This is a genomic window from Serratia sp. SA088 (genome assembly GCF_049065515.1).
Classification (GTDB): domain Bacteria; phylum Pseudomonadota; class Gammaproteobacteria; order Enterobacterales; family Enterobacteriaceae; genus Serratia; species Serratia nematodiphila.
In genome coordinates, this window is the sequence record NZ_JBAKGW010000015.1 from 16,788 (window position 1) to 43,444 (window position 26,657).

30 protein-coding genes and 4 pseudogenes are annotated in these 26,657 nt (G+C 57.9%); 14 read left to right on the plus strand and 20 right to left on the minus strand.

All coding sequences use genetic code 11. The annotated features are described in order from the left end of the window. Positions 1 to 30: 30 nt before the first annotated feature. The 5 genes from ACOWVD_RS24510 to dapA all read right to left on the minus strand — a co-directional run bounded on the left by ACOWVD_RS24510 (position 31) and on the right by dapA (position 6,013). The gene (locus ACOWVD_RS24510; RefSeq protein WP_197843110.1) at positions 31 to 2,043 is read right to left on the minus strand and encodes a tRNA(Met) cytidine acetyltransferase TmcA; all 2,013 of its coding nucleotides are present in this window, start codon (positions 2,041 to 2,043) and stop codon (positions 31 to 33) included. A 56-nt stretch (positions 2,044 to 2,099) separates the two neighbouring features. Then, complete coding sequence (locus tag ACOWVD_RS24515; RefSeq protein ID WP_031299899.1) at positions 2,100 to 2,969, minus strand: neutral zinc metallopeptidase; 870 nt, start codon at positions 2,967 to 2,969, stop codon at positions 2,100 to 2,102. 209 nt (positions 2,970 to 3,178) lie between these two features. Then, a complete protein-coding gene (purC, locus tag ACOWVD_RS24520) occupies positions 3,179 to 3,892 on the minus strand; it encodes a phosphoribosylaminoimidazolesuccinocarboxamide synthase (RefSeq protein WP_004941708.1) in 714 nt (237 codons plus the stop codon). Positions 3,893 to 4,062: 170 nt separating this feature from the next. Beyond that, entirely contained in the window at positions 4,063 to 5,115 is a 1,053-nt protein-coding gene (gene bamC, locus ACOWVD_RS24525) for an outer membrane protein assembly factor BamC (protein WP_015378707.1), read from the minus strand. A 16-nt stretch (positions 5,116 to 5,131) separates the two neighbouring features. Continuing rightward, positions 5,132 to 6,013, minus strand: coding sequence for a 4-hydroxy-tetrahydrodipicolinate synthase (gene dapA / locus ACOWVD_RS24530; protein WP_029988781.1), 882 nt, complete (start codon positions 6,011 to 6,013; stop codon positions 5,132 to 5,134). A gap of 110 nt (positions 6,014 to 6,123) precedes the next feature. Between dapA and ACOWVD_RS24535 the strand changes: the two genes are divergently transcribed. Both ACOWVD_RS24535 and bcp read left to right on the plus strand, forming a co-directional pair. Further along, positions 6,124 to 6,729, plus strand: coding sequence for a glycine cleavage system transcriptional repressor (locus tag ACOWVD_RS24535; RefSeq protein ID WP_369783268.1), 606 nt, complete (start codon positions 6,124 to 6,126; stop codon positions 6,727 to 6,729). Between the two features lie 2 nt (positions 6,730 to 6,731). Further along, positions 6,732 to 7,196 (plus strand): thioredoxin-dependent thiol peroxidase, encoded by a 465-nt coding sequence (gene bcp, locus ACOWVD_RS24540; RefSeq protein ID WP_015378709.1) that lies wholly within the window; start codon positions 6,732 to 6,734, stop codon positions 7,194 to 7,196. 44 nt (positions 7,197 to 7,240) lie between these two features. On the opposite strand, the gene ACOWVD_RS24545 is transcribed toward bcp, so the two are convergent. Then, positions 7,241 to 8,317, minus strand: coding sequence for an AI-2E family transporter (locus ACOWVD_RS24545; RefSeq protein WP_015378710.1), 1,077 nt, complete (start codon positions 8,315 to 8,317; stop codon positions 7,241 to 7,243). A gap of 852 nt (positions 8,318 to 9,169) precedes the next feature. On the opposite strand from ACOWVD_RS24545, the gene ACOWVD_RS24550 reads away from it, so the two are divergent. Next, positions 9,170 to 9,385, plus strand: coding sequence for a hypothetical protein (locus tag ACOWVD_RS24550; RefSeq protein WP_021504389.1), 216 nt, complete (start codon positions 9,170 to 9,172; stop codon positions 9,383 to 9,385). Between the two features lie 6 nt (positions 9,386 to 9,391). Here ACOWVD_RS24550 and ACOWVD_RS24555 read toward each other — a convergent pair. Beyond that, a pseudogene (locus ACOWVD_RS24555) lies at positions 9,392 to 9,586 on the minus strand (hypothetical protein); the annotation flags it as partial. On the opposite strand from ACOWVD_RS24555, the pseudogene ACOWVD_RS24560 reads away from it, so the two are divergent. Beyond that, positions 9,571 to 9,999 (plus strand): annotated as a pseudogene (locus tag ACOWVD_RS24560) (cupin domain-containing protein); the annotation flags it as partial. The pseudogenes ACOWVD_RS24555 and ACOWVD_RS24560 sit on opposite strands and share 16 nt — an antisense overlap. Positions 10,000 to 10,042: 43 nt before the next feature. Continuing rightward, the gene (locus ACOWVD_RS24565) at positions 10,043 to 10,495 is read left to right on the plus strand and encodes a GNAT family N-acetyltransferase (protein WP_049242895.1); all 453 of its coding nucleotides are present in this window, start codon (positions 10,043 to 10,045) and stop codon (positions 10,493 to 10,495) included. A 2-nt stretch (positions 10,496 to 10,497) separates the two neighbouring features. Here ACOWVD_RS24565 and ACOWVD_RS24570 read toward each other — a convergent pair whose 3' ends face one another. Continuing rightward, a complete protein-coding gene (locus ACOWVD_RS24570) occupies positions 10,498 to 11,115 on the minus strand; it encodes a LysE family translocator (RefSeq protein WP_004941674.1) in 618 nt (205 codons plus the stop codon). Positions 11,116 to 11,309: 194 nt separating this feature from the next. Between ACOWVD_RS24570 and ACOWVD_RS24575 the strand changes: the two genes are divergently transcribed. Then, the gene (locus tag ACOWVD_RS24575) at positions 11,310 to 11,771 is read left to right on the plus strand and encodes an Lrp/AsnC family transcriptional regulator (RefSeq protein WP_021504394.1); all 462 of its coding nucleotides are present in this window, start codon (positions 11,310 to 11,312) and stop codon (positions 11,769 to 11,771) included. Positions 11,772 to 11,805: 34 nt separating this feature from the next. On the opposite strand, the gene ACOWVD_RS24580 is transcribed toward ACOWVD_RS24575, so the two are convergent. Then, positions 11,806 to 13,014, minus strand: coding sequence for an NAD(P)/FAD-dependent oxidoreductase (locus ACOWVD_RS24580; protein ID WP_015378715.1), 1,209 nt, complete (start codon positions 13,012 to 13,014; stop codon positions 11,806 to 11,808). Positions 13,015 to 13,178: 164 nt separating this feature from the next. Next, a complete protein-coding gene (locus tag ACOWVD_RS24585) occupies positions 13,179 to 13,718 on the minus strand; it encodes an RrF2 family transcriptional regulator (protein ID WP_049242893.1) in 540 nt (179 codons plus the stop codon). Between the two features lie 339 nt (positions 13,719 to 14,057). Here ACOWVD_RS24585 and ACOWVD_RS24590 point away from each other — a divergent pair, with 339 nt between their 5' ends. Both ACOWVD_RS24590 and arsC read left to right on the plus strand, forming a co-directional pair. Next, positions 14,058 to 15,527 (plus strand): tetratricopeptide repeat protein, encoded by a 1,470-nt coding sequence (locus ACOWVD_RS24590; RefSeq protein WP_004941664.1) that lies wholly within the window; start codon positions 14,058 to 14,060, stop codon positions 15,525 to 15,527. A gap of 20 nt (positions 15,528 to 15,547) precedes the next feature. Beyond that, positions 15,548 to 15,901 carry an arsenate reductase (glutaredoxin) gene (gene arsC, locus ACOWVD_RS24595; RefSeq protein ID WP_044030703.1) on the plus strand — a complete coding sequence of 118 codons (354 nt, stop codon included), beginning with the start codon at positions 15,548 to 15,550 and terminating at the stop codon, positions 15,899 to 15,901. A gap of 48 nt (positions 15,902 to 15,949) precedes the next feature. Here the strand turns inward: arsC and hda are convergent, their stop codons facing one another. Then, on the minus strand, positions 15,950 to 16,651 hold the full coding sequence (gene hda / locus ACOWVD_RS24600) for a DnaA inactivator Hda (protein WP_025159568.1): 702 nt from the start codon (positions 16,649 to 16,651) through the stop codon (positions 15,950 to 15,952). Positions 16,652 to 16,923: 272 nt separating this feature from the next. On the opposite strand from hda, the gene ACOWVD_RS24605 reads away from it, so the two are divergent. Continuing rightward, on the plus strand, positions 16,924 to 17,439 hold the full coding sequence (locus tag ACOWVD_RS24605; protein WP_021504397.1) for a hypothetical protein: 516 nt from the start codon (positions 16,924 to 16,926) through the stop codon (positions 17,437 to 17,439). A 32-nt stretch (positions 17,440 to 17,471) separates the two neighbouring features. After that, positions 17,472 to 17,720 (plus strand): GlsB/YeaQ/YmgE family stress response membrane protein, encoded by a 249-nt coding sequence (locus tag ACOWVD_RS24610; RefSeq protein WP_004941647.1) that lies wholly within the window; start codon positions 17,472 to 17,474, stop codon positions 17,718 to 17,720. A 47-nt stretch (positions 17,721 to 17,767) separates the two neighbouring features. Here the strand turns inward: ACOWVD_RS24610 and uraA are convergent, their stop codons facing one another. Beyond that, entirely contained in the window at positions 17,768 to 19,057 is a 1,290-nt protein-coding gene (gene uraA, locus ACOWVD_RS24615; RefSeq protein ID WP_004941645.1) for a uracil permease, read from the minus strand. A 76-nt stretch (positions 19,058 to 19,133) separates the two neighbouring features. Then, complete coding sequence (gene upp / locus ACOWVD_RS24620; RefSeq protein ID WP_004941642.1) at positions 19,134 to 19,760, minus strand: uracil phosphoribosyltransferase; 627 nt, start codon at positions 19,758 to 19,760, stop codon at positions 19,134 to 19,136. A gap of 255 nt (positions 19,761 to 20,015) precedes the next feature. Here upp and purM point away from each other — a divergent pair, with 255 nt between their 5' ends. The 4 genes from purM to ACOWVD_RS24640 all read left to right on the plus strand — a co-directional run bounded on the left by purM (position 20,016) and on the right by ACOWVD_RS24640 (position 22,772). After that, complete coding sequence (gene purM / locus ACOWVD_RS24625; protein ID WP_025303843.1) at positions 20,016 to 21,053, plus strand: phosphoribosylformylglycinamidine cyclo-ligase; 1,038 nt, start codon at positions 20,016 to 20,018, stop codon at positions 21,051 to 21,053. Continuing rightward, positions 21,053 to 21,691 carry a phosphoribosylglycinamide formyltransferase gene (gene purN / locus ACOWVD_RS24630; RefSeq protein WP_063990481.1) on the plus strand — a complete coding sequence of 213 codons (639 nt, stop codon included), beginning with the start codon at positions 21,053 to 21,055 and terminating at the stop codon, positions 21,689 to 21,691. The genes purM and purN overlap by 1 nt, the downstream gene beginning before the upstream one ends. Positions 21,692 to 21,804: 113 nt before the next feature. Continuing rightward, entirely contained in the window at positions 21,805 to 22,356 is a 552-nt protein-coding gene (gene speG, locus ACOWVD_RS24635) for a spermidine N1-acetyltransferase (RefSeq protein WP_004941631.1), read from the plus strand. Between the two features lie 200 nt (positions 22,357 to 22,556). After that, positions 22,557 to 22,772 (plus strand): hypothetical protein, encoded by a 216-nt coding sequence (locus tag ACOWVD_RS24640; protein ID WP_154747544.1) that lies wholly within the window; start codon positions 22,557 to 22,559, stop codon positions 22,770 to 22,772. Positions 22,773 to 22,980: 208 nt separating this feature from the next. On the opposite strand, the gene ACOWVD_RS24645 is transcribed toward ACOWVD_RS24640, so the two are convergent. From ACOWVD_RS24645 to ACOWVD_RS24675, 7 genes and pseudogenes are all read right to left on the minus strand, one after another. After that, entirely contained in the window at positions 22,981 to 23,346 is a 366-nt protein-coding gene (locus ACOWVD_RS24645) for a DUF596 domain-containing protein (protein WP_049242884.1), read from the minus strand. A gap of 302 nt (positions 23,347 to 23,648) precedes the next feature. Continuing rightward, the gene (locus ACOWVD_RS24650) at positions 23,649 to 23,915 is read right to left on the minus strand and encodes a hypothetical protein (RefSeq protein WP_239504281.1); all 267 of its coding nucleotides are present in this window, start codon (positions 23,913 to 23,915) and stop codon (positions 23,649 to 23,651) included. Continuing rightward, complete coding sequence (locus ACOWVD_RS24655; RefSeq protein ID WP_406888638.1) at positions 23,912 to 24,913, minus strand: hypothetical protein; 1,002 nt, start codon at positions 24,911 to 24,913, stop codon at positions 23,912 to 23,914. The genes ACOWVD_RS24650 and ACOWVD_RS24655 overlap by 4 nt, the downstream gene beginning before the upstream one ends. 2 nt (positions 24,914 to 24,915) lie before the next feature. After that, positions 24,916 to 25,275, minus strand: a pseudogene (locus tag ACOWVD_RS24660) (DUF637 domain-containing protein); the annotation flags it as partial. A gap of 68 nt (positions 25,276 to 25,343) precedes the next feature. Next, positions 25,344 to 25,706, minus strand: coding sequence for a DUF596 domain-containing protein (locus ACOWVD_RS24665; RefSeq protein ID WP_197799193.1), 363 nt, complete (start codon positions 25,704 to 25,706; stop codon positions 25,344 to 25,346). A gap of 114 nt (positions 25,707 to 25,820) precedes the next feature. After that, complete coding sequence (locus ACOWVD_RS24670; protein ID WP_049240870.1) at positions 25,821 to 26,186, minus strand: DUF596 domain-containing protein; 366 nt, start codon at positions 26,184 to 26,186, stop codon at positions 25,821 to 25,823. Between the two features lie 9 nt (positions 26,187 to 26,195). Next, a pseudogene (locus ACOWVD_RS24675) lies at positions 26,196 to 26,657 on the minus strand (hypothetical protein); the annotation flags it as partial.

A 26,657-nucleotide genomic window follows, 5' to 3' on the forward strand; every position in this document is an offset into this window, starting at 1 on the left:
AATCGGGTTTTATTGAGCGAGTTATTCAATTTATTGCAACGACTGCGCCCAGTCGCGCCAGTAGCGGCAGTGTTGCGCATTCAACTGTTCCAGCGCCTGCGCCGTTTCGTGCCGCCAGTGGCGCAGCAAGGCTTTCTGGCCGCTTACGCCCGCCTGCTCCACGCAGGCCGCCGGGGATTGCCGCCGCTGCAGATGGCCGCGCAGCGCGGGCAGCGGCAGACTGCTGGCCAACAGCAAACGCTGCAATGCCCCCAGGCTGGCCTCCAGCGGCCGATGGGCGAAAGCGAACCCGGCCAGTTCGCGCCAGTCCTCTTCGCCGAGCGACGTGTCGCCGTCATCGCCCGGGATCGCCAGCACGAGTTCGATGCGCTGCCGCAGCCAGGGCCAGTCGCGCGCCAGGTGCTTGTGCGCCGCGTGCCGCAGCGCCTCCCCTTGCTCGCTCAAGGGTAAGATAGCCATCGCGGTATAACAGCCGCTGCTGGCCTCCGGCTTGCTGCCGATGCGCACCAGCTCGAAACCGCAGGATTGCCAAAAGCGCCACAGCGGCTCGGTATAGCCGAAGCTGACCGACAGGAAATCCAGCCCCTGCGCCTGGCGGCGTTGCCGATCGACCAGCTGACGCGCGATACCCTGCCGCCGCAACGTCGGCAGCGTCGCGATGCGGGTAATGCGCCGTGACCGCAGCGTCGGCGCCCACCACTGGCCGCCATGCGCCGCCAGCGACTGCGCCACCAGGTTGCCGCGCGGCCGGCGGCGGCCGGCCCACACGTCGTGCGCCAACTCGGCGCTCAACCCGCCTTCGTCCGCCAGCCACACGGCACCGACCACCTCCTGTCCGGCCTGCGCCAGCCCGAAATGCATGCCGGGCGCGTCCATCAGCCGGCGTAAGTCCAGCGGCGAGGTGCGGTAATGCGCGCTGCTCAGCAGAGCATAGAAACGCGCCAGCCGCTGCGGATCGGCGCACAGTTCACGCTGCTCCGCCTGGCTGTAATCGATCGCCTGACCATCCACCGGCCAGGCGGGCAGCTCGTTGAACAACAGCGCATTGTCCGTGACCCGTTCCAACGCATCGCCCTGCGCCCAGCGCATCGGCTGTTGCAGACTCAACGCCTGATAGGACGGCAGCCCGGCGCAAAACTTCAGCAGAAAACCGCGGCCGGTGCCTTCATAGCCCTGCACCGTGGTGGTCAGCAACACCCGCGGGAAATAGCCGATCAGCTGTTGCAACAGCGGCGCGGGGATCGCCGCCGCTTCATCCACCAGCAGCCAGCCCACGTCACTGACGTCCCCCTCCCGGCACTGCGCCAGCAAGGCATCGGGCGCCCAAAACTGTGCGCGCCCCTGCGCCCATTCCCCGGCCACCTCTGTGGCGGCGCGGCTCGGCCCGGTGATCCAGCAGGTCAGCGGCGACTGCGCCATCAGCATGCCGGCCAGCGTCGATTTGCCGCGGCCGCGGGCGGCGGTCAGCACCCACACGCCGGACTCGGCCTGCAACAACGCCGTCAAGATCGCCTGTTGTTCCTCGGTCGGCCCGCCATCCGGCGGCTGCCAACCCTCACGCGCCGGCAGCGCGGCCAGCGTCAGGGGCTCATCCTGCCGCCAGACAGTCACTTCGCTGTCGTCGGCCAAATGATGCTGCAGATGATGAATGAAATGCGGCGTGGTGATCGGCTGCGGACAATCGCTCCAGCGCAGGCTGTCGCCGTCCGGCAACTGAGGCCATTGCCGCCAGGGCGGCGTCAACAGCAGCAGCCAGCTGCCGGCGCGCAATGCGCCGCACAGCGCCGCCAACGCCTCCACGTCCAGCGAGTGACCGGCGTCGAACACCGCGTGCAGCCGCTCCTGCCCCAGCAATTGGCGCACCGCGCGGCTCGGCAAAGCCGTCAGGCCGGGCGGCGGGTTTTCCCCCACCCACGGCCAGTCGCCCGGCAGCGCCGCCGCCAGCCGCTGCGCCTGTTCGCGGCACCACTCGGGTTCACCGCTGAGCACCAGCAGGCGCCGGATGCCCTGCCGCCGCATGAGTTGTTGCGCTGCCTGTAGCATAAGGCTGTATCTCAATCCGAAAAAAATGCCGGAGTCAGGCTCCGGCACTTGAGGCGTTAACGGGATGCAAAGGTGTTGCAGGTATTGGGATCGCCGCTGTCGAAGCCCTGTTTAAACCAGGTGTAGCGCTGCTGCGAAGTGCCGTGGGTGAAGCTGTCCGGCACAACGCGGCCCTGGCTCTGCTGCTGCAACCGATCGTCGCCAATCGCCTGCGCGGCATTCAGCGCCGCCTGCAGGTCGCCCTCTTCCAACATCTGCTGCTTCTCGGCGTATTTACCCCACACGCCGGCGAAGCAGTCCGCCTGCAGCTCCATTTTCACCGACAGGCGGTTCACTTCCGCCTGGCTGGCGCCTTGCTGCATCTGGCGCACCTTCGGCTCGATGCCCAGCAGGTTCTGCACGTGGTGGCCGACTTCGTGCGCCACCACATAGGCCTGAGCGAAATCACCGCCGGCGCCCAGCTTGGTCTTCATGTCCTGATAGAAAGACAGATCGATATACACCGTTCTGTCGCCCGGGCAGTAGAACGGCCCCATCGCCGACTGACCGGTGCCGCAGCTGGTGCGCGTTACGCCGCGATACATCACCAGCTTCGGCGGTTGGTAGGTTTTGCCCATGCGCTGGAAAATCTCTTTCCAGTTATCTTCGGTCGAGGCCAGCACCACCGAAGTGAATTTGGCCAGCTCATCGTCTTTCGGACTGATGTTGGCGCTCTGTTGTTGACCCTGCGGTGCGACGTTACCGCCATTCAACAGCGGCGACAGATCGATGCCGTAATAACCGGCCACCAGCACCACCACCAGAATGACGATGCCGCCCTTGCCACCCACCGGCACGCGGAAACCGCCGCCACCGCCGCCCAAACCTGAAGACTGCCCGCGACGATCCTCAACATTGTCACTTTCCCGACGCCCTTGCCAACGCATAAATACACTCCAGATATTTCCCCTGCTCGTTGAAGTTGCGCCGCGATCGTAAGCGCAAAGGCAGCTTCAAGCCTGAGTGGGATAGGTTTTAGTCATCTCACATCCATCATTATAAATGGTCTGCCGCGGAGGAAATGTAGAAATTTTCTGGAAAAACGCAGAATAGCGGGACGATCCGGCCGGATCGCCCCGAATGGCGGTGCCGACGCTTAGTCGAGTTTCACGCCGATGCGGCGCGCCACTTCTTCGTAGGCTTCGATCAGGCCGCCCAGGCTTTGACGGAAACGGTCTTTGTCCATCTTGTCCAGGGTGTTTTTGTCCCACAGGCGGCTGCCGTCCGGCGAGAACTCATCGCCCAGCACTACTTCACCGTTGAACAGACCGAACTCCAGTTTGAAGTCGACCAGGATCAGGCCGGCGTCGTCGAACAGCTGGGTCAACACGTCGTTGGCGCGGTAGCTCAGCTCGCGCATGCGCGCCAGATGCTCTTTGCTCACCCAGCCAAAGGTTTCGCAGTAGGATTCGTTCACCATCGGATCGTGCATGGCGTCGTTTTTCAGGAACAGATCGAACAGCGGCGGGTTCAGCACCAGACCTTCTTCAATGCCCAGACGCTTCACCAGCGAACCGGCGGCGCGGTTGCGGATCACGCACTCCACCGGCACCATGTCCAATTTCTTCACCAGCACTTCGTTGTCGGACAGCAGACGCTCCATCTGGGTCGGGATGCCGGCTTCTTCCAGTTTGCTCATGATGAAATGGTTAAACTTGTTGTTCACCATGCCTTTGCGATCGAACTGCTCAATGCGCTGACCATCCAGTGCTGACGTATCGTTGCGGAACTCCAACACCAACAGATCGGGATTCTCGGTGGTGTAAACGGTTTTTGCCTTTCCGCGATACAGCTCAGCTAGCTTTTGCATCTTACTTACTCCAGTGATGTATCCCCGTTGTCTCCCGAGCGCGGCCCGAAATTAGGGGGTATAGAATTGACCTAATGAATTCTTTGGCGTGCCGGACACTATTGTGCCAAACCTGCGACGCAAACGATACCGTATAGACAAAACAAAAAGGGGCCGAAGCCCCTTTTTGATTAGTTAACGCTGGTTTTGCTGAAGGCTGACTGGAATGCCGCCACCAGTGCGTCGTTTTTCGACTGGGTGAGCGGTTTGCCTTTCGGATCGATGAATTGCAGGCTGGTGCGGTTGTTGAGATCGCCGACCTGCAGTTTGTAATCGCCTTCCGTCAGTTCAGGATCCTTGACGCCCAACGCATCCCAATCGCTGCTGCTCAGGGACTTGTAGGTCACGGCGACGGTGCCCTGCGGACGGCTTCGGTCACCCACTTTCATCCCCAGTTTTTCGAGCGCCGGCGGCAGGCGATCCCACACGACGGTGTACGGGCCGCGCACCACCAGCATCGGCAGGCCGGTATCATCGGCACCGCTCTGCACGTCCAGCGCGCCGAAACGGCTGGCCGTCTGGGAGCTTGCCAGGTTATCCTGCTTGTCCAGGCCTTCGATCAGGGTGTTGATCATCATGCCGTTGTAGCGCTGGATCTCAGACTGATCGGTCACCTGTTCGGTCTTGCCCTGCTGCTGCAGGCCAACGCTTTTCACCACCAGCGCCTGCTGATAGCCCTGCTGCTGCACGCTGATCTGATAACGGCCTTCGTACTGGTTGTCTTCGTCCAGACGGTTCCACTTCACCCAGTCGGTGGTCAGGGTCTGACCGGCGTCCTGACGGGAAGCGATCGCGATGTTCTTCGCCTGCAGCAGGCTGACCACGCGCGACCACAGGTTCTGGTTCTGCGGGCTGTTTTCCAGCAGCAGCGTGCCGCTGTCGCCGGCGTATTGCGCGCGTGAACCGCTCAGCAGCGCCAACGGCTGCACCGGCGGACGAATGTCCAGCTGCTTGCCGACGTTGCCTTGCACCGTTGTGGCCGGCACGTCATAGTTGCCGCTCTGCACCGGCAGGATCATGCCGGACGGCGCGTTCAGCGCCTTGAGCGGAGCCGCGTCGAGGTAGGCCTCGTCGCCGCTGACCTGGCGCTTGTAGCGCTGATCGCTGCTGCAGGCTGCCAGCATCATCACCAATGAGATGCCCACTACTTTTGCTACCGTCGACTTTTGCAATGAATAAGCCATCAAATTTCCCTTAGAGTTACAGCAAACCGACGCTTTTCAGCGCGCGCTCCACCACCGGGCGGGCGGCTTCGCTCAATGGCGTCATCGGCAGACGCAGCGTATCGGTTGCCATCAATCCCAACGCCTTACAGGCCCACTTCACCGGAATTGGGTTTGCTTCTACAAATAGATCCTGATGCAACGGCATCAAGCGCTGATTTAAGCGGCGCGCTTCGGCAAATTTGCCCTGCGCCGCCAGCGCGCAAAGTTGCGCCATCTCGCGCGCGGCCACGTTGGCCGTCACGGAAATCACCCCTTTGCCGCCCAGTTGCATGAAGTCCAGCCCGCTGGCGTCGTCGCCGCTCAGCAAAATGAAATCTTCATCGTCAACCAGCACTTGGATCTGACTAACGCGACTTAAGTTCCCCGTCGCTTCTTTTACAGCAACAATATTCTTGATTTTCGCCAGCCGAGCGATGGTCGGCGGCAGCATGTCGCAGCCGGTGCGCGAAGGCACGTTATACAGGATCTGCGGCAGTTCGGTGCTCTCGGCGATCGCCTTGAAGTGCTGATACAGCCCTTCCTGCGTCGGCTTATTGTAGTACGGCGTTACCGTCAGGCAGCCCACCACGCCGGTGTTGGCGAAGCGAGTGGTGAGCGCGATGGCTTCGGCGGTGGCGTTGGCGCCGGTGCCGGCGATCACCGGAATGCGGCCGTCGGCCAACTCCAGCGTCTGCAGCACCACGTCAACGTGCTCGTCATGGGCAAGCGTTGCGGACTCGCCGGTGGTCCCTACGGAAACGATCGCCGCGGTGCCACTGGCTACATGATAATCGATCAATTTTTTCAGGCTCGCGCGATCGACAGCACCTTTGTCGTCCATCGGCGTAACCAGTGCAACAATACTTCCCGTAAACATTGGCCGTCCCCTCCACAAACAAGTCACTCATGGTACTTTTGCTGCCTATCCAAAAGCAAGCGCACAACCGCGTTGTAAGCGCTTGGCAGGCGGTTTTTTTTATGTTTACCATGGTAACCCCATTAAGCACGACAGGAAGCGCTATTTTGCCTCAGTCAGACGAACACTATCTCGTGATTACCGCGCTCGGCGCCGACCGCCCCGGTATCGTCAATACCATCACCCGCCACGTCAGCAGTTGCGGATGCAATATCGAAGATAGCCGTCTGGCCATGCTGGGAGAGGAGTTCACGTTCATCATGCTGCTGTCCGGCAGTTGGAACGCCATCACCCTGATCGAATCCACCCTGCCGCAAAAAGGCGCGGAGCTGGATCTGCTGATCGTGATGAAGCGCACAAACTCGCACGAAAGGCCGCCGATGCCGGCCACGGTGTGGGTGCAGGTGGAAGTGAAGGACTCGCCGCACATCATCGAACGCTTTACCGATTTGTTCGACTCCAGCCAGATGAATATCGCCGAACTGGTCTCGCGCACGCAGCCGGCGGACGGCGACCTGCCGCCGCAGCTGTATATCCAAATTACCGCCCACAGCTCCGGCGATCGGGACGCCTCAAATATTGAGCAAGCCTTCCATCGCCTATGTACAGAATTGAACGCGCAAGGCAGTATTAGCGTGGTGAACTATCCACAGCATGACGAGAAAGATGGAGAGTAGTGATGAGCCCATTGAAAGCCGGTGACACAGCGCCGAAATTTAGTTTGCCTGACCAGGACGGTGAGGAAATTAATTTGGCCGACTTCCAGGGACAGCGAGTATTGGTCTATTTCTATCCGAAGGCGATGACGCCGGGTTGCACCGTGCAAGCCTGCGGCCTGCGGGACAACATGGACGAATTAAAAAAGGTCGGCGTCGAAGTGCTGGGCATCAGCACCGACAAACCGGAAAAACTGTCGCGCTTCGCCGAAAAGGAGCTGCTCAACTTCACGCTGTTGTCTGATGAAGATCATCAGGTGTCACAACAGTTTGGCGTGTGGGGCGAGAAAACCTTCATGGGCAAGACCTACGACGGCATTCACCGCATCAGCTTCCTGATCGATGCCAACGGCAAGATTGAAAAAGTGTTTGATGATTTCAAAACCACCAATCACCACGACATCGTTCTGAACTACCTGCAGCAGTAATTCTCACGAAGCGCAGCGGCCTGCTGCGCTTCGTTTCTTCCCTGTCAGTCGGCCTTGTCTTCCACCTCGACCCGCAGTTCATCCGGCCAGGCATGGATCACCGCCTTCACCAGCGTCGCCAGCGGTATGGCGAAAAACACGCCCCAAAAGCCCCACATCCCGCCGAACACGATCACCGACAGGATAATCACCAGCGGATGCAGGTTGACCGCTTCGGAGAACAAAATGGGCACCAACAGGTTGCCGTCCAGCCCCTGCACCACCAGGTAGGCGACGATCAGCGTCCAGAAATCGGCGCCGACGCCCCACTGGAACAGCGCCACCACCACCACCGGTATGGTGACCAGCACCGCGCCGATGTAGGGGATCAGCACCGAGAACCCCACCAGCACCGCCAGCAGCAGCGAGTAGCGCATGTCCAGCACGGCGAACACCAGGTAAGTCGCCACGCCGACAATCACCATCTCCAGCACTTTGCCGCGAATGTAGTTGGTGATCTGCTGATTCATCTCGTTCCAGACTTGCCCCGCCAGGCCGCGATTGCGCGGCAGCACGCGGCGCACCGCGTTCAGCAGCTGTTCTTTGTCCTTCAGCAGGAAGAACATCATCATCGGCACCAGGATCAGATAGATAGCCAACGTCAGCAGGCCGACCAGCGACGCCAGCGAGAATTTCACCACCGATTCGCCCATGCCGGACAACCGGCTGCGCAGGTTTTCCGCCATCATGTCGATGATGCCGGCATCCACCAGCGCCGGATAACGCTTCGGCAGCGTCGCGGCGAAGTTATAGAACTGATTGAGCATGCCCGGCAGATCGCTCATCAGATTGATGCCTTGCTGCCAGGCGGTCGGCGCGACGACGAACACCAGCAGCATGGCGACGCCCGAGAACACCAGCAGCATGATGCTCGCCGCCCAGGTGCGCGAACAGCCGATGCGCTGCAGGCGCGCGGTCGGCCACTCGAGCAGATACGCCAGCACGATGGCAACCAGCAACGGGGTCAGAATGCCGTGCAAAAAATAGAGAATAAGGAACCCGGCAACCAGGATCACCAGCAGCGCGATGGCCTGAGGATCGGTGAAGCGGCGGCGGTACCACTGTAATAACATCTCCAGCATCAGAGCGGGCTCCTTGAGATTTGGCGGGCGGGCATGGCGATTCCTGTGATGGGCCTGATTAAAGCATAGATAGAACGGGCGCACGCGGGATGTGCAAAGCACTCAGAGTACTCAAAGTTCGCCATACATCAACAGCGATCTGGCTGATTTTATCGCACGGGCAGACGATCGACGCAAAAATCCGCAGACGCGGCGACTGGCTCGATGAGCGGCCCCGAACGGGGCCGCGGAAGATTACAGCGAAGTAGCGACAGAAAGGGGCGAACCGACCGCCAATGCGAACAACAACACACAGCCAATCGCGATCGCCGCCGCCAGATCATTTTTCATTGTCCCGTCCCCTGATGCTTAAACTGGTTATCGTCACGAACTCTGTCGGTTCTACGTTCACGGCCTTTTCCGATGCACGTCATTAAAAACCCCCGCCTAAGCGGGGGAGAAAACGTTCTGGTGCATCAAGTGTTACAAGGAGGTCATGAGGGATTGCTAACCCTAAATGACTATTTCAAGCTAGGATTATTCCCAGAACATGGCAAGCGATCGCGTCGAGGTTATCCGCACTTTGGGATAAACCTCATAAAAAAATCCCGCACGGCAGCGGGATGAAGGGATGATAACGTCATGAATTTTTTATGCGGACAATGAGGCGGTATTGTCGTCATTTGGCGACAATACCGCGCCGGCACGGTGGTCACAAGGGAAATTTGGCCACGGTGAGGAAATCAGAATTTCGCCAATGCCCGCGATCGTGCGCCCGTCAGCATCAACGAAAAAATGGGATTTTCGTCAGACAGCCACCGGGAAAAAACCGGTAGCATGGCCGATATAATCCCAAATGCCGTAGGGGGAAAAATGAACAGCAAACCGTGTGAATTTGATGAAGCCATCTGTCTGGCGATCGGGCGTGGCATTTGCGAAGTCGTCAAGATAGGAGATGAAATCAGCATCTTCTCCCTGCTGGAAGCCATCGAGAGCTTCATCGAACGGCAGGCGCTCAGCGAAAGCGAAATCGCGGCGGCGGACGACGCGCTGGATTTGATCACCGGTTTGGTTCGCCGCCAGTGCTGACGCCTGTTACGAGGCGCGGCCGATGAGCCGTTGCTCTACCGTGACGCCGGGCATCATTTGCCGTAAACCGGCAATCAATTCGTCGCCCGCCTCGTGCAGCGCCGCCAACGGCATCGCCGGCAGGCTATCCAGGATGAACCACATCCGCTCGGCCTCGGCGCTCAACCGGGTTCTGACCCCCTGGCGCCAATCCCAGCATCGCCATCCTGTGCAAGCTCGCGGCGGCGCTGGGCCTGTCGGTGGCGGACATCGTCAACGTCACCCGCGCGCCCGCCGCCTACCTGATTGAAAGCCAAGATATTCCCACGCTGTGGCATGGCGATCGCGGCGGCTCGGCACGTTTGCTCGCGGGCACCCAAGGCCCGAACATGATAGAACTGTGGCGGTGGGAAATGGCGCCGGGGGAAGCCTATGCATCGGGCGGCCACCCGACGGGCACCTTCGAGCTGCTGCACGTTGAGCGAGGCGTCTTGAGCCTTGCCGTCGAACAGACCGAGCTCATGATTGCGCCGGGCTGTTCGGCGGTCGCCAAAACGGACGGCCCACATCGGTACGCCAACGAAGGCGAAGACACGCTGATTTTCACCATGACGGTCGCCGAACTGCACGCCTGAACGGCGACCCTGACCTGAACGCTTGCACAGGAGAAGAGCCATCATGACAACCCCTGCCCCACTGGAGTGGCAGCGTGCGGACTATCTCGTCAGCACCGATCCCGCTCTGCTGGATCTCGATGCCATCCACGCTTTTCTGACCCGTTCGTCATGGGCGGAAGGAATCGATAAAGAAACCGTTCGCCAGTCCCTCGCCCACAGCTTGTGTTTCGGTTTGTATCACGGCGCCAGGCAAATCGGTTTCGCCCGGCTGATCACCGATTACGCCACTTTCGGCTATCTGTGCGACGTGTACGTGCTGGAAACATTCCAAAAAAGCGGGCTGGGCCTGTGGCTGGCGGAATGTTGCCAGGCCCATCCGCTGATGGCGACGCTGAGGCGAGTCATGCTGGTCACCAGCACCGCCCCCTGGCTCTATGAGAAAGTGGGCTATTCGGCCATCAACCGCCCCGACTTTGTCTGGCAGATCGCCCGGCCGGACATCTACCGACGGTAATGCTATTTCAGCGCCTGCTCGGCCAGCAGCCCGAGGGCGATGACGATCATCGCCGCGCCGGAGATGCGCCCCACCACCTTTGCGGCCTGCGGACGCGTGCGCAGCACCGACTGCGAACCAAACCCCACCAGCAGATACACCAGGCCGCAGCTGATCAAATGCACGACGCCCAACGCCAGCATCTGCATCGGCACCGACCATTCGGCTCGGGCGTCGGTAAATTGTGGCAGCAGCGCCAGAAACAGCAGAAACACCTTGGGGTTCAGCCCGCTGACACACACGCCTTTGCCGGCCCAGCGCAGCCAGGAATCAGAACGCTGATCTTCACCGGCGCCGGGCACCGGCGGGTGCAACAGCATGTTGAAACCGATCCACAAGAGGTAAGCCGCCCCCAACAGGGTGAGCGCCGTCAGCGCCAGTGGGTTGCCGACCAGCAGCGCGCCGACGCCCGCCACCACGATCGCAATCATCAACAAATGGCCAAACAGCAAACCGGCGACGGCGGGCACTACCACCCGACCGCGAATACCCGCCGAGATCACATAGGCCCAATCCATACCCGGCGTGATCACCAACAAAATCGACACCGCCCAAAACGCGGCGAACAGAGCGAGCGTCATGCCGGCGCCCTCTCAAACGCACCGCGCCACACCGAACAGAGAACCATTGCGCTTTCCTCGTGGAAGAAGAACGGCCTCCGCCTGCCGCGGGGGCCGTCAAAACCGTTCAACAGATGGCAAGAATATCCTCATGACGTTAAAATGTGCTTTCAATTACTTGCCTTAAATCGGCATAAACGGGGAAATTTTTCCAAATGGATAAGATTGATCGCAAGATTCTTGCTGAATTGCAGACCGACGGCCGGTTGTCGGTGACCGAGCTGGCCGAGCGGATCGGTTTGAGCGTGTCTCCCTGTCACCGCCGGGTGCGGGCATTAGAGGAGTCTGGGGTGATCAGGGGTTACCGCGCCCAACTCGATCCCGGCAGCCTGGGCTATAACTTTTCCGCTCTGGTGTTCGTCACCATGCGCGAAGGCGATCGCCGCGCCGTTGAAACCTTCGAAAACGCCATGGTGGACATTCCCCAGGTGGTGCAAGCACAGCGGTTGTTTGGCGATCCCGACTATCTGCTGCACGTTATAGCCCGCGATCTGCCCGCCTTCCAGCAACTTTACGACGAGAAGCTCTCCGCCCTGCCGGGCGTGCAACGCCTGAGCTCCACGCTGGTGATGAAAACCGTGGTGCCGGAACGCTCGTTCCTGCCGTTGGGAAAATGAGGACGGGAACGTTGCCGCTCCCGTTTTGACGACCTTAAGGCACAATCACGAAATCCGGATTGGCGATGGCGAACAGCGCCTCGCGATCCGCCGCCGGCGGATAAATCCACTGCGTGTTGATCTCCTGCTTAATCTTTTTGCCTTCCTGGCGGGTAAAGCGCACCTGGCGCTGCCAGCCTTCGGTATAGAGCGCGCCCCAGGGCCCCAAATCCAGGCAGGTCACATACTTCGGCTGGCTGTACGGATGCGTCGGCAACCCCGCCAGCTCCGCCGCCGCATTGTGGCCGGCCACGCGGCCAAGGCTCATCGCATGCTGGCAGGTCATCAGGTTGTGATTACCGAGATCGTCGGTCGCCGCCTTCACCGTATCGCCGGTCACGAAAATGCCCGCCGCCGCCGGCGCGCGCAGGAAGGCATCGCCGATCACCCGGCCGCTGCCGTCGCGCTCGCCAGGGATCTGCTCGGTCAGCGGATGCGCCCGCACGCCCGCCGCCAGGATCACCGTGTTGGCAGCGATACGCTCACCGTTCGACAGCATCACCCCCTCGGCGTCGATGGCCGAGACGCGCAGGCCGGCCCGCGCTTCCACGCCGCACTCCGCCAACGCCTGGCGTATCACCGCCCCCGGCTCTGCCCCCATCCCCGCGCCTACTTCCGGCGCGGTATCGACGATCACCACGCGCACGTTCTCGTCTTTGCCCAGCGCATCCCGCAGCCGCTGCGGCATCTCCGCCGCGCTCTCCAGCCCGGTCAGCCCCGCGCCCACTACCACGGCAGTGTTGCGCGCAGGCGTCGAAGGTTTGGCCGCCAGCGCATTGATATGGGCGCCCAAACGCTGAGCGCTTTCCAGCGTATCGACGTTGAAACCGTATTCGGCAAAGCCCGGCACCGCAGGCACGGACAGCCGGCTGCCGGTGGCCCACACCAAACGATCGTAGGCCAACTCAAGGGGTTCCCCCGCCGTCGGCGCCACCGTGAGCGTTTTAGCAGCGGCATCGATACGCTCAACAACCCCGGCCAGGTGCCGCACGCCAACGGCGGCGAGCTGCGCGGAAATGTCCGGGTTCATGTTTTCCAACACCGCTTCATACAGGCGCGGGCGGATGGTGACCGTTGGGGTCGGCGAGACCATGAGCACCTCGATATCGTCATGCTTACCGGCGAGGGTAATGGCGCGCATGGCGGACACGGCGGCCCAAAAACCGGCAAAACCGGAACCGGCAATCACTATTTTTTGCGTCATGAGATGACTCCTTCATACAGGGTTAACCGGGCGATAAGGCTTGCCCGCAGTGTTTTCGGATGAACGATGCCGTTCCGCTCCCGTAACAGGGTGCAGAAGGCCCGCCCGCCCCTTCCGAAGAGGCGGGAAAAAGTGTGTTTCGCTTTTTTAAGGAAAGGCGGAGCTTAGGTTTTGGCCCGCGCCGTTTTGCCGCTGCGCGCGGTGCGTTCCGTCATGCGTTCGTCGAGCCAGAGGTTGACCTCACCGAAGAAGCCTTGCGGCGCTTTGCGGCCAAAGCGGGCCGCGACGTCGCCGAGGGTCTGCGCCGCCAGCGCATCGCGCATCGCCTTCTCCGCCTGCAGCATCACCGCATGGATAGCGCATTTGCCGGAGATCGCCCAATCCGGCGGGGAATCATCGAACACCGCACAGCGCCCGCGCACCTCCTGGCAATCGAACAGCGGCTTGTGCCCCTCGATGGCGTCGATAATTTCCAGAAAACTGATCTCGTCCGCCGGACGGGCCAGCCGGTAACCGCCGCGCACCCCTTCACTGGCGGCAACGATCCCCGCCTTTTCCAGCTTGGGAAAAATCTTGGCCAGAAAGCTGGGGGAGATGCCTTGCAGCTCGGCGAGTTCGCGGCTGCTGAGCGCGCGCTGGTTATCGCCGACCAGCCACAGCAGGCAGTGGATGCCATATTCAACGCTGGTTGTGATGTACGCCATATGTCCGTTTTCGACCGTCAGTGAATCTTCAATAACGCAGACTATATGAGTCTGCGTTTATCTTGTCAATAAAACACAGATCAAGTTTGTCCGCGTTTTATTCAAAATGCATGTCGCCAGCGACGAATAAGCGCCCTTCAAAATGAAAAATAAAACTTTTTTGCTCGATTCGCGCTCGGCTAACGTTTCCTTGTCGCCTGCGGCTGACTATGATGTGATGGGTGCCGCCGCCGCGGTTTGTGAGCCGCCGCACTTTCGCGCGGATTGCGCCGCGGGAATAAAGAACTCTTGTCTGCTGCTGACGTCTTAGAAATGATTATTTAAGGGAAACGCCTGACTATGACCAACCGGTTGACCAAAACCGCGTTAGCGGTGCTGCTGCTCAGCACGCTGAACGCCACCGCCCTGGCGCCAGCACAGGCGGAAAGCCAGGACCAGTTGCCGGATATGGGCACCTCCGCCGGCGGCACCCTGAGCATCGGACAAGAGCTGGCGATGGGCGATTTCTATGTGCGCCAACTGCGCGCCAGCGCCCCGCTGATCAACGATCCGCTGCTGAGCCAGTACATCAATCAGCTGGGCAACCGGCTGGTGGCCAGCGCCTATTCGGTGCGCACGCCGTTCCATTTCTATCTGGTGCGCAACGACGAAATCAACGCCTTCGCCTTCTTCGGCGGCAACGTGGTGCTGCATTCCGCCCTGTTCCGCGTCAGCGACAACGAAAGCCAGCTGGCCTCGGTGCTGGCGCACGAAATCTCGCACGTCACCCAGCGCCACCTGGCGCGCGCCATGGAAGATCAGCAGCGCAACGCCCCGCTGACCTGGGTGGGCGCACTCGGTTCCATTCTGCTGGCGATGGCCAACCCGACCATGGGCATGGCGGCGCTGAGCGGCACCATGGCCGGCACCCAGCAAGGCATGATCAGCTTTACCCAATCGAACGAACAGGAAGCCGACCGCATCGGCATTCAGGTGCTGCAGCGCGCCGGTTTCGATCCGGAAGCCATGCCCGACTTCCTGCAGAAACTCTCGGATCAGTCGCGCTACGCCTCCAAGCCGCCGGAAATGCTGCTGACGCACCCGTTGCCGGACAGCCGCCTCTCCGACGCGCGCAACCGCGCCAACCAGATGCCGAAACACATCGTGCAGTCTTCGCAGGACTACCTGATGGCCAAGGTGCGCGCCCTGGGCATGTACAGCTCGGAAGGCTACGGCCTGAACGAAGAGCTGCTCGGCTCACTCAGCAAGGGCAACGTGCGCGAACAGGCGGCCGCCAAATACGGCCGCGCCATTCTGTTCTATGAAGCGAAAAAATACGACGACGCGCGCAACATCATTCAGCCGATGCTGGCGCAGGATGCGAAAAACGTCTGGCTGATCGACCTGATGACCGACATCGATCTCGGTCAGAAACGCGCGCCGCAGGCCATCGCCCGCCTGCAGGCGGCCAACGCCGCCCAGAACAACAACCCGGTGCTGCAGCTCAATCTGGCCAACGCCTATGTCGAAGGCAACCAGCCGGCGCAGGCGTCGAAGATCCTGAACCGCTACACCTTTGCCCATCCGGACGATCCGAACGGCTGGGATCTGCTGGCGCAGGCCAGCGCCGCTCAGGGGCTGCGCGATGAAGAGCTGTCGGCCCGCGCCGAAAGCCTGGCGCTGACCGGCCGGCTCGATCAGGCCATCGGCCTGCTCAGCAATGCCAGCTCGCTGCAGAAACTCGGCAGCCTGAAACAGGCGCGCTACGATGCGCGCATCGACCAGCTGCGCCAACTGCAACAGCGCTTCCGCCAATACCAGCGCAGCTGATTCAACAAGGAATGAACGCCATGAAAAACGTCACGATTTACCATAACCCGCGCTGCTCCAAGAGCCGTGAAACCCTGGCGCTGCTGGAGCAGCACGGTGTCGATCCCAAGGTAGTGCTGTACCTCGATACGCCCCCTACGGTCGATGAGCTGAAAAAACTATTGAAAGAACTGGGCTTCACATCGGCGCGCGATCTGATGCGCAAAAAAGAAGATCTGTACAAGGAATTGAAGCTGGCGGACAACAGCCTGAGCGAAGAGCAACTGCTGGCGGCGATGACGGCGAACCCGAAACTGATCGAACGACCGATCGTGGTGAAAGGCAGCAAGGCGCGCATCGGCCGGCCACCGGAGCAGGTGCTGGAGATTTTGTAAATTCGAATTCGGGCGCGGACTATTGCGCCCTTTCTTTTACGGTAGCGGCTACAGCCCCAGGATCTCTTTAACGAACGGGATGGTCAGCTTGCGTTGGGCGGTGATCGAGGCGCGATCGAGCTGATCGAGGGTCATAAACAGCGTGCGCATCTCGCGATCCAGCCGCTTCAGCAGGAAGCGGCCCACGTCTTCCGGCAGCTCGAAGCCGCGCAGTTTGCCGCGCAGCTGCAGCGCCAGCAGCTTCTCTTCGTCCGACAGCGGCTGCAGCTTGTAGATCTGCCCCCAGTCCAGACGCGAAGCCAGATCCGGTAAACGCAGGTTCAGCTGACGCGGCGGGCGATCCCCGGTGATGAACAAACGGGTGCGGCCGGTTTCCAGGATGCGGTTGTAAAGGTTGAAGATCGCCATCTCCCACTCTTCGTCGCCGGCGATGCATTCGATATTGTCGATGCAGACCAGCGCCAGCTGTTCCATGCCGTCCAATACTTCAGGCACGAAGTAAGCGCGCTTGTCGAGCGGCACATAGCCCACCGCTTCCCCCTTCTGCGAAAGCTCGGCACAGGCCGCATGCAGCAAATGGCTGCGCCCGCCGCCTTCACGCGACCAGAAATAGATATAGCTGCCATGTTCCTGACGGACGGCGGATTGGATCGCGGCTAATAGGGATGGGTTCTCGCCCGGATAAAAACTGGCGAAAGTTTCATCATCGGGAAGATAAAGTGGCAGTGAAAGCTGTGCCGGCGTATTCAGAGAAGCACCTCAACCAAAACTGGCAGAAAAACGTGGGCAGTTTAACACAGAAAACGGGCGCTGTTGAACCGGCAGGATCTTATGCCGCAATAGTGAACAATGCCTAAGCGCCGCTTGATTGGCTGCGGCTCCCGCCAAGGCAAGAATTATCCGATATCATTCCCTAAGCCCATGCCTGCGCAGGTTAAATTTGTCATTTAAGCCAAATCTGGCCTAGTATAGGTAGGCTAAACGCAATCACCATCAACAAGGTTTCTGCAAGGATATAGACGATGAAAGTATGGAATAAAGTGCTGTTGGCCTCCTTTATCGGGTTGTTGGTTGCCGGCTGTGATGACTCGTCCAAGGTTGACGCCAACCTGGATAAAGCCAAAGACAGCGCCGAGCAGATGAAAGACGCCGCCCAGAAAAAAGCGGACGATCTGACGGACAAGGCGAAAGCGACGGCGGATGAAATCAAAAAAGAGGCCGCCACGCAGGCTGACCAGCTGAAGGACAAAGCTTCGGCGATTAAAGATGAAGCCGCCAAGCAGGCGGACGCCATCACCAACGACGCCAAGGCCAAGGCCGCCGCGATCAAAGATGACGCCGGCAAGCAGAGCCAGCAGTTGGTGGATCAGGCCAAGGCCATCAAGAACGACGCCATCAACGGCGCCAACGATTTGACCGAGCAGGCCAAGGCCAAGACCGAAGCCATCAAGAACAGCGCCGAAAACAAAGCGCAAGAGTTGAAACAAGAAACCGATGCGGCGGTGAACGGCAATACGCAACCTGCCGCCCAGCAATAAGCCATACTCAGCAATAAAGTAAGGAGCAGTAAATGGGGATTATTTCCTGGATTATCTTCGGCCTGATCGCCGGTATTTTAGCTAAGTGGATCATGCCCGGCAAAGACGGCGGCGGCTTTATCCTGACCGTCGTGCTGGGGATCGTCGGCGCCGTGGTCGGCGGCTATATCAGCACCTTCTTCGGCTACGGCAAGGTTGACGGCTTCAACTTCGGCAGCTTCGTGGTGGCGGTTATCGGCGCCATCGTGGTGCTGTTCGTGTACCGCAAAATTCGCAGCTGAGGCGAATGCCATCAGTCAAAAGGGCAGCCCCTGGGCTGCCCTTTTCGTTACTTCTGCTCTGCCGGTTCGTCCGGCGCGTCGAGCACCTCTTCTTCCTTGCGGAACAGGCTGATGACCTTGAACAGCAGGCTCAAGCCAATGCCGACGATGGTCGCCAGCGCCATGCCTTTCAGCTCCGCCGCGCCGATGTGCACCTTGGCGCCGCTCACGCCGATAATCAGGATCACCGAGGTTAAAATCAGGTTTTGCGCTTTATTGTAATCCACTTTGGACTCGATCAACACGCGAATGCCCGAGGCGCCGATCACGCCGTACAGCAGCAGGGAAACGCCGCCCATCACCGGCACCGGCACCGCCTGGATCGCCGCCGCCAGCTTGCCGATGCAGGACAACAGGATCGCCAGCACCGCCGCGCCGCCGATCACCCAGGTGCTGTAGACCTTGGTGATGGCCATCACGCCGATGTTCTCGCCGTAGGTGGTGTTCGGCGTGGAGCCGAAGAAGCCGGAGAATACCGTCGAGATGCCGTTGGCGAACATCGAGCGGTGCAGGCCCGGATCGCGGATCAGGTCTTTTTTCACGATGTTGGCGGTCACCACCAGGTGGCCGACGTGCTCGGCGATCACCACCAGCGCCGCCGGCAGAATGGTGAAGATGGCAAACCACTCAAAGCGCGGGGTGTAGAAGGTCGGCAGCGCGAACCAGTGCGCCTCGCGGATCGGGGTCAAATCCACCACGCCCATGAAGAATGACAACGCATAACCCACCAGCACGCCGATCAGGATCGGGATAATCGCCAGGAAGCCGCGGAACAGCACCGAGCCGAGCACCGTGACCGCCAGCGTCACCAGCGAAATGGTGATGGTGGTCGAGTCGGCGCTGGCGCCTTCCGCCGGCAGCAGCCCCGCCATGTTGGCCGCCACGCCCGCCAGCTCCAGGCCGATGACGGCGACGATCGCCCCCATCGCCGCCGGCGGGAACATCACGTCCAGCCAGCCGGTGCCGGCCTTTTTCACGATCAGCGCCACCAGGCAGAACAGCACGCCGCACATGATGAAACCGCCCAACGCCACTTCGTAACCGAGCGGCAACAGCAGCAGCACCGGCGAGATAAACGCGAAGCTGGAACCGAGGTAGGCCGGGATCTTGCCTTTACAGATGAACAGATACAGCAGCGTGCCGATGCCGTTGAACAGCAGCACGGTCGCTGGGTTGATCTTGAACAGGATAGGCACCAGCACGGTGGCGCCGAACATGGCGAACAGGTGCTGGAAGCTGAGCGGAATGGTCTGGAGCAGCGGCGGGCGCTCGCTGACGCCGATGGCGCGACGGGTCATGTGTGTTTTTCCTCGGTTTATTGGTTTTATAGGTTTTAGTCAAAAAAAAGCCGACTCGTTAAGTCGGCTCAAATGTTTACTTGGTACCAAATATCTTGTCGCCCGCATCGCCCAGGCCAGGCACGATGTAGCCCTTATCGTTCAGACACTGATCGATGGAGGCGGTGTACAGTTCAACGTCCGGGTGCGCTTTCTCCAGCGCGGCGATGCCTTCCGGCGCCGCCACCAGGACCAGCACCTTGATGCTGTGGCAGCCGGCTTTCTTCAGCAGATCGATAGTGGCGATCATCGAACCGCCGGTGGCCAGCATCGGGTCGACGACCAGCGCCATGCGCTCTTCGATGTTGGAAACCAGCTTCTGGAAGTACGGCACCGGCTCCAGGGTTTCTTCATCGCGGTAAACGCCCACCACGCTGATGCGCGCGCTCGGCACGTGCTCCAGCACCCCTTCCATCATGCCCAGACCGGCGCGCAGGATTGGCACTACGGTAATCTTTTTCCCTTTGATCTGGTCCACTTCAACTGGCCCGCACCAGCCTTCGATGGTGACTTTTTCCGTCTCCAGATCGGCGGTCGCTTCATAGGTCAGTAAACTACCCACTTCTGAGGCCAGCTCACGGAAGCGTTTGGTGCTGATGTCATTTTCGCGCATCAGGCCAAGCTTGTGTTTTACCAGCGGGTGTTTCACCTCAACGATCTTCATCATTTTTCTCCTATTAAGGTGGTTGCGGCCAAAAAAATCGCGGGATTATACCTCCTTTTTTTCGCTGCGCCACCCACAATAGCCCGATCGGGATCAACAAAAGTTTGAATATCAGTATAGATGACGAAAAAGCGGAGCCGGTTCACAAGCCGCTCGCAAACGTTTGCCTGCGCTGTTAGAATTGCCGCGCCTTATTCCGGAATCAACATCGGAAGCACAGTTTTCAAACCGCAAACCGTCGTGGGGAATCGCGCAGTGACCGACAAAACCTCTCTCAGCTATAAAGACGCAGGTGTCGATATCGATGCAGGCAACGCATTGGTAGATCGCATCAAAGGTGTAGTTAAACAGACCCGTCGCCCGGAAGTGATGGGCGGTCTGGGCGGGTTTGGCGCCCTGTGTGCGTTGCCGCAGAAATACCGCGAGCCGGTGCTGGTTTCCGGTACCGACGGCGTGGGCACCAAGCTGCGTCTGGCGATGGATCTGAAACGCCACGACACCATCGGCATCGATCTGGTGGCGATGTGCGTCAACGATCTGGTGGTGCAGGGCGCCGAGCCGCTGTTCTTCCTCGACTACTACGCCACCGGCAAGCTGGATGTGGACACCGCGGCCAGCGTGATCACCGGCATCGCCGAAGGCTGCAAGCAGTCCGGCTGTGCGCTGGTGGGCGGCGAAACCGCTGAAATGCCGGGCATGTACCACGGCGAAGATTACGACGTGGCCGGTTTCTGCGTCGGCGTAGTCGAAAAATCCGAGATCATCGACGGCAGCAAAGTGCAGTCCGGCGATGCGCTGATCGCCCTGGGCGCTTCCGGCCCGCACTCCAACGGCTACTCGCTGGTGCGCAAGATCCTGGAAGTGAGCAACACCGATCCGACCGCCACCCAGCTGGAAGGCAAACCGCTGGCCGACCACCTGCTGGCGCCGACCAAGATTTACGTGAAGTCCGTGCTGGAACTGATCGAGAAGGCGGACGTCCACGCCATCGCTCACCTCACCGGCGGCGGCTTCTGGGAAAACATTCCGCGCGTGCTGCCGGAAGGCATGCAGGCGGTGATCGACGAAGCCAGCTGGCAGTGGCCGGCGGTGTTCACCTGGCTGCAGCAGGCCGGCAACGTCAGCCGTCATGAAATGTACCGCACCTTCAACTGCGGCGTAGGCATGGTTATCGCCCTGCCGGAAGCCGAAGTGGAAGCGGCCATCGCGCTGCTGACCGCGGCAGGTGAAAAAGCGTGGAAAATCGGTAAACTGACCGCCTCTTCCGACGAACAACAAGTGGTCATCAACTGATGAAAAAGATCGTGGTGTTGGTCTCCGGCCAGGGGAGCAATCTCCAGGCGCTGATTGACGCCTGCCAGCAGGGCCGCATCGCCGCCGAGATCGTAGCGGTGTTCAGCAACAAGGCGCAGGCTTACGGCCTGCAACGCGCCGAAGCGGCGGGCATCGCCGCCCAGGCGCTGGATGCCAAGGCTTACGCCGATCGCGCGGCGTTCGACGCTGCGCTGGCGGACGCCATCGACCAACATCAGCCCGATCTGGTGGTGCTGGCCGGCTACATGCGCATCCTCAGCCCGCAGTTCGTGCAGCGCTATGCCGGCCGCATGCTGAACATCCATCCTTCCCTGCTGCCGAAATACCCGGGGCTGCATACCCACCGTCAGGCCATCGACAACGGCGACAGCGAACACGGCACCTCGGTGCACTTCGTGACCGAACAGCTCGACGGCGGCCCGGTGATCTTGCAGGCCAAGGTGCCGATTTTCGCTGACGATGAAGAGGATGACGTGGTTGAACGGGTGCAAACCCAGGAACACACGATCTATCCACTGGTAGTGAGCTGGTTCGTCGACGGCCGCCTGGCGATGCGCGATGGCGCCGCCTGGCTGGACGGCGAACGCCTGCCTGAGCAGGGTCACGCCGCCGACTGATGCGCGCAGCCTGAACCTTGCCTAAACGGCGCCCGTGCGGCGCCGTTTTTTTTCGCCTTCCCCCTTCCCGGGACGTTATACTTTGCACAATTTCACGGCACAGAGGAGCCCACATGTCCAGCACTGCCAGCGTCAGGTTACGCCCATTGGAACGGGACGATCTGTCGTTCGTCCACCAGATGGACAACAACGCCAGCGTTATGCGCTATTGGTTTGAAGAACCCTACGAAGCCTTTGTCGAGCTTTCCGATCTCTACGACAAACACATCCACGATCAGAGCGAGCGTCGCTTTATCATCGAGCACGAAGGCGCCAAGGTCGGCCTGGTGGAGCTGGTGGAGATCGATCACATCCACCGCCGCGCTGAGTTCCAGATCATCATCGATCCCGCCCACCAGGGCAAAGGCTACGCCAGCACCGCCGCCCGTCTGGCGATGGACTACGGCTTCTCGGTGCTGAACCTGTATAAGCTGTACCTGATCGTCGACAAGGAGAACCCGAAGGCGATCCACATCTACAGCAAGCTGGGCTTCAACGTGGAAGGCGAGCTGATCGACGAGTTCTTCGTCAACGGCGAATACCGCACCGTGCTGCGCATGTGCATCTTCCAGCCGCAATATCTGGCGAAGTTCAAAACGCCCAATGATAAGCCGCTGGTGAAGTGACGCTTAGCGAGAAAAAGAGAAAACCCGCCCAGGCGGGTTTTTTATTGGGAAATAAGAAGCTAGTATTAAGGGATGCTCTTTATCGTCAGGAAATAGCCTGATTAATAAGAAAATGAATAATATTCCCCAAGATAATTAATCGAAAAATAATTAATAGTGATAGTAAGAGTAACCCTCTGCCTCTACAAAGGAAAAATGCCATGACGACCGTTTCAAACCTGCTGCTTTTTATCGGCCTGACGATGCTCGCCATCGCCGCCGGGCTGAATACCTATAGCGGCTACGCGCCTGCAGATCCCAATAGCACTCAGCTATTTTCCCCGCTCTGGTGGACACGCTGGTTCCCGCTCTATGCCTCGGGGGCCGCGTTGCTGCTGGTGGGGGTGGTGCTGCGGGTTTCTGGGCGGGGACGATAAAAACCCAATTTCATCGTAGATATTGCAGAACAAGTTATGCGGGAGACATATTATCAAAAAGAGCACTTTGTAACGCATCTGCACTCTAACAGAATCAATTATAACAACTGAGATGGAATATATACAAGTTTAAAAAAACTAAAAACCCGCAACAGCGGGCTTTTAGTAGTCAAACAATAATATTACGCACTATTTATAACAACAGCATCTAAGTCCAATCTTGATAGCCGTTTTCGTGAATCCAGACAAGGCCAGCGGGGCATGCATCAGATAAAAACCAATATCCATTAAAAGCACCATATTCCATCTCTTCAGGAGTATTAGGAAAACTGGCTCTAAATTTATCGACCTGCTCTTTCACTGTTCCCTTCAAGAACTCGCCCCCGTTACCAAGTTTTACTATCCCCTCATTCATCAAATGCTCGATAAACCAGAGGAATAACTCTTTTTCCTCATAAAAAGAAAGACAGATCTTACCTGATAGACTATCCGGATGAATATTTTCCCAAATAGTCACCATCGATGCTCCCACAAGAGCTTCCTTCCTATTTTCATATTGCTCTATTGTAAGCATATAGATCACCTATCTAAACTTGATTTCAAACTTGTTATCGGAGAGATGCGATACTTTGTTTATATCTTTATTCCCAATAACATCAATAGAACACCGATACACACACCCTGATGTATTTATAGAGTAATTTATCATTTTTATTATTTTAGGTATCTGTATATGAAAGCTCCACACTCCCTCTAACCGAGTAAAACGACTCCGAAGAGCCGTTTCCATGCGTGGGTCAGCAGCCTCCATAAACGTTATTATGTGCCTATTTATGATGCATAGCACGTTGCTGAAATAGGGACGAAGACCATATCCTAACTTATTGCCTTGATAATATTCTGTACGATAGGTGTGACAGCCTCTGTCAATTTTTCATTGTCAATAGTGAAGACCAAAAGTTCAATATCGCTTTCCGCATCAAGTAGCTCCTGTCGTAACCATTTTTCCTCTACCGCTACAATACTGTTACCTGCGTTATCTATTTCTGATTGAACTTCAGCTACAGATAGTTTTCCATCTAAAAAGGCCATACAAGAAAACCTAAGTTTTTTAATTACATCGGGATAAATCCACTCACTCATTTTTCGCTCCTACGAAGGATTGTGATTATTATGTTACCATTATTCTCAGTAACCACACCAATGTCACCAGCCCGATAAATTGTCCTTTGAATACCATTAGATATGCTTGATTCAGTAACACCTGTTTTAATTACATGCTCAACTATATTGGGTGAAATGGTTTTTCCAGGTCCAATGGTTCCTGCTGGGGAACCTAAGCTTGTTGGTTGCATTCTGTCAACGGCATGTTGAGAGTAAAGACGATCACCTATACGTGCGTATTGACGTCCATCAACTGTTTTTTTCGGATAATTTTGCCAAGAGTCCCACGGAAGTTTCGTCTCACTTTTTGGCATGCGATCTAGAGCAATTAATGTGTTTTTCTCGGCAGCTTTAGAAGTAGCTTTAAGCGTGTTACTAGTTATTTTTACACCCAGCTTACCTGCGCCGGCGGCCCCAGCAAACAGCCCTAGCCCAGCCATCGTCAGTTTACCGAACTCCAGACCTGCACCATAAGCGCCATCCACGCCCGCATTTTCATATTTTGTCTTGAATGTTTCGACCCGCCCCAGGTATTCCTGTCTTACACTTTCGCCGATAATCGAGAAGCGGTCATCGCTCTTTATCAGAGCTATTAATGCATCCGCGGCCTCACGTGGATTGCTGGCCACGGCGACTAAACCATCCACCGTATCGCTGATTTCAACCGGGATGCCGGAGACTACACCCGCCGCAAAGGCGCCATCCTGCGTATGACTCGTTATTCCCCAACTAGCCAACACCAACGCTTTATCCAGCGGCGATTTCGCGGCCGCCAAATCTTTCTCCATCAATTCTTGCTGTTTGTGGCTGAGATAGTTGTATCGGAACGCATTCTCACCACCGATGGCACCGCTGTAAGCACCATCAGACTTGCCGGTGAAGACTGCGCCTGCGGCAGCGCCCAGTACTCGTGCCATCTGCGCCTGCTGTTCCGATTTCTTCTGCCACTCCTCCGGCTTGATGATATTGTCGCCCAATATCACCCCGGCCAGCTCCGCCGCCAGCGCCCCTGCCGCCGCGCCTTTGGCATTCCCCTTGCCGATTTCCGCGCTGATGCCCGCCAGAACGGCATGGCTTACGGCCCGGCCCGGCCCGGCACATCGAGAATCTGACCGTTATCCCCAATCAGATTGGCGCCCTCGGCCTGAACCTGGCCGCCGATATTCGCCAGCAGCGCATTGGTCAGGTTGTCTTTGAAGCTGCCGCCATTGATGGCGGTATTCAGGCTGGAGCTGATGACTGATTGCCCGGCCACCCGCTGCGCCAGCTTGCTCCAGTCGCCGTTGCTCAGCTGCGGCAATTTGACGTTGTTCGGGTTAAGCGGTTTGCCCGCCGCGTCCTATCGGCGTTTATATGGGATACAACATCAAGAAAAAACGGCTCCTCAGAACCGTTTCTGTGCTGGGGTTAAGTCCAATCTTCGTAGCCGCTGTCATGGATCCAGACAATGCCGCCGGGGCATTCCTCTGTCAGAAACCAGAATCCGTCGAAGGCATCGGCATCCATTTCCTCCTGATTTTTGGGGAAAACATGTTTAAATAGCCATATTTGCTCACTAGTGCTGCCTCGAAGATACTTACCATGAGAAGCCAACCTAATTTTCCCATCTTCAAGTAGCATCTGTAATAGTTGAAAGAAAAATGATTTTCTTTGACTAAAACTTGGTTCCTCGCCATAACACTCTGGTAGTGTCACATGCCAGATAGCATTCATCGAATGACCTTCTAAGGCATTCTTGTATTCGAGAAATTCCTCAGCTGTAATTTTCATATGAGTTACCTAAATTTAATTTCAATAGGTTTTTTAACTTTTCCCTGTAGATTATTGAGTTGTTCATTATTTATAAAGAGAAAACGGCTCCGAAGAGCCGTTTCTGTGAGCAGGTCAAGTCCAATCTTCATAGCCGCTGTCATGGATCCAGACAATTCCACCTGGGCATTCTTCTGTCAGAAACCAGAATCCGTCGAAGGCATCGGCATCCATTTCCTCCTGATTTTTAGGAAACCTCTCGCGATACAGTGCAATCTGCTCATCGACACTTCCCTCAAGGAATTTACCTCTGCTGGCTAACTTTATTTTCCCATCTTGCATAAGTCGATGTAGGAGCTCTAAAAAATAAGCCTCTCTCTCTTCATACGACATCACAGCTTTTTCAAAGTTATCAGCTCTCATGGCTGACCACACCGTACCAATAGATGTTCCTTCTAGCTCATAACTAAACAACTTGTATTCTTCATCGTTATACAGCATGTGAAATCCTCATCGAAAATTTATTTCAATTCTCTTTTTAACCTTTCCTTGCAGAGCCTCTAGGCTTTCGTTGCCAATAATATCAATAGTCCAACGAGCTTTTGTTTGCTTCTTGCTATCTGAATACTCCCTCAGATTGATAGTTACACCATCTTTCTTTGCAAAATAAACCATGCCTAAGGGAGTCTTTTTCTCTTCCAATGGCACCGCACCAGCCAGCGATTGGGCATAGTCGATGATCTCTCGATCAGAGAGCTTACCCGTCGCAAATACTTTTGTTGTTCCGGACTTGTTACCCCCACCCTCACCTAAAACCTGCTCGAACTGCTGACCAAATACGTTCAGCTTACTGTCGTTCTGTTTCGGATCAAACACCTTAACCAACTGGTTAGTGTTAACCTTCTGCATGTCCCGCAGATAATCTGCCGTTTTAGTCGACAAATTCGTCCCGGCTGCCGTTTCTCCTTTGAT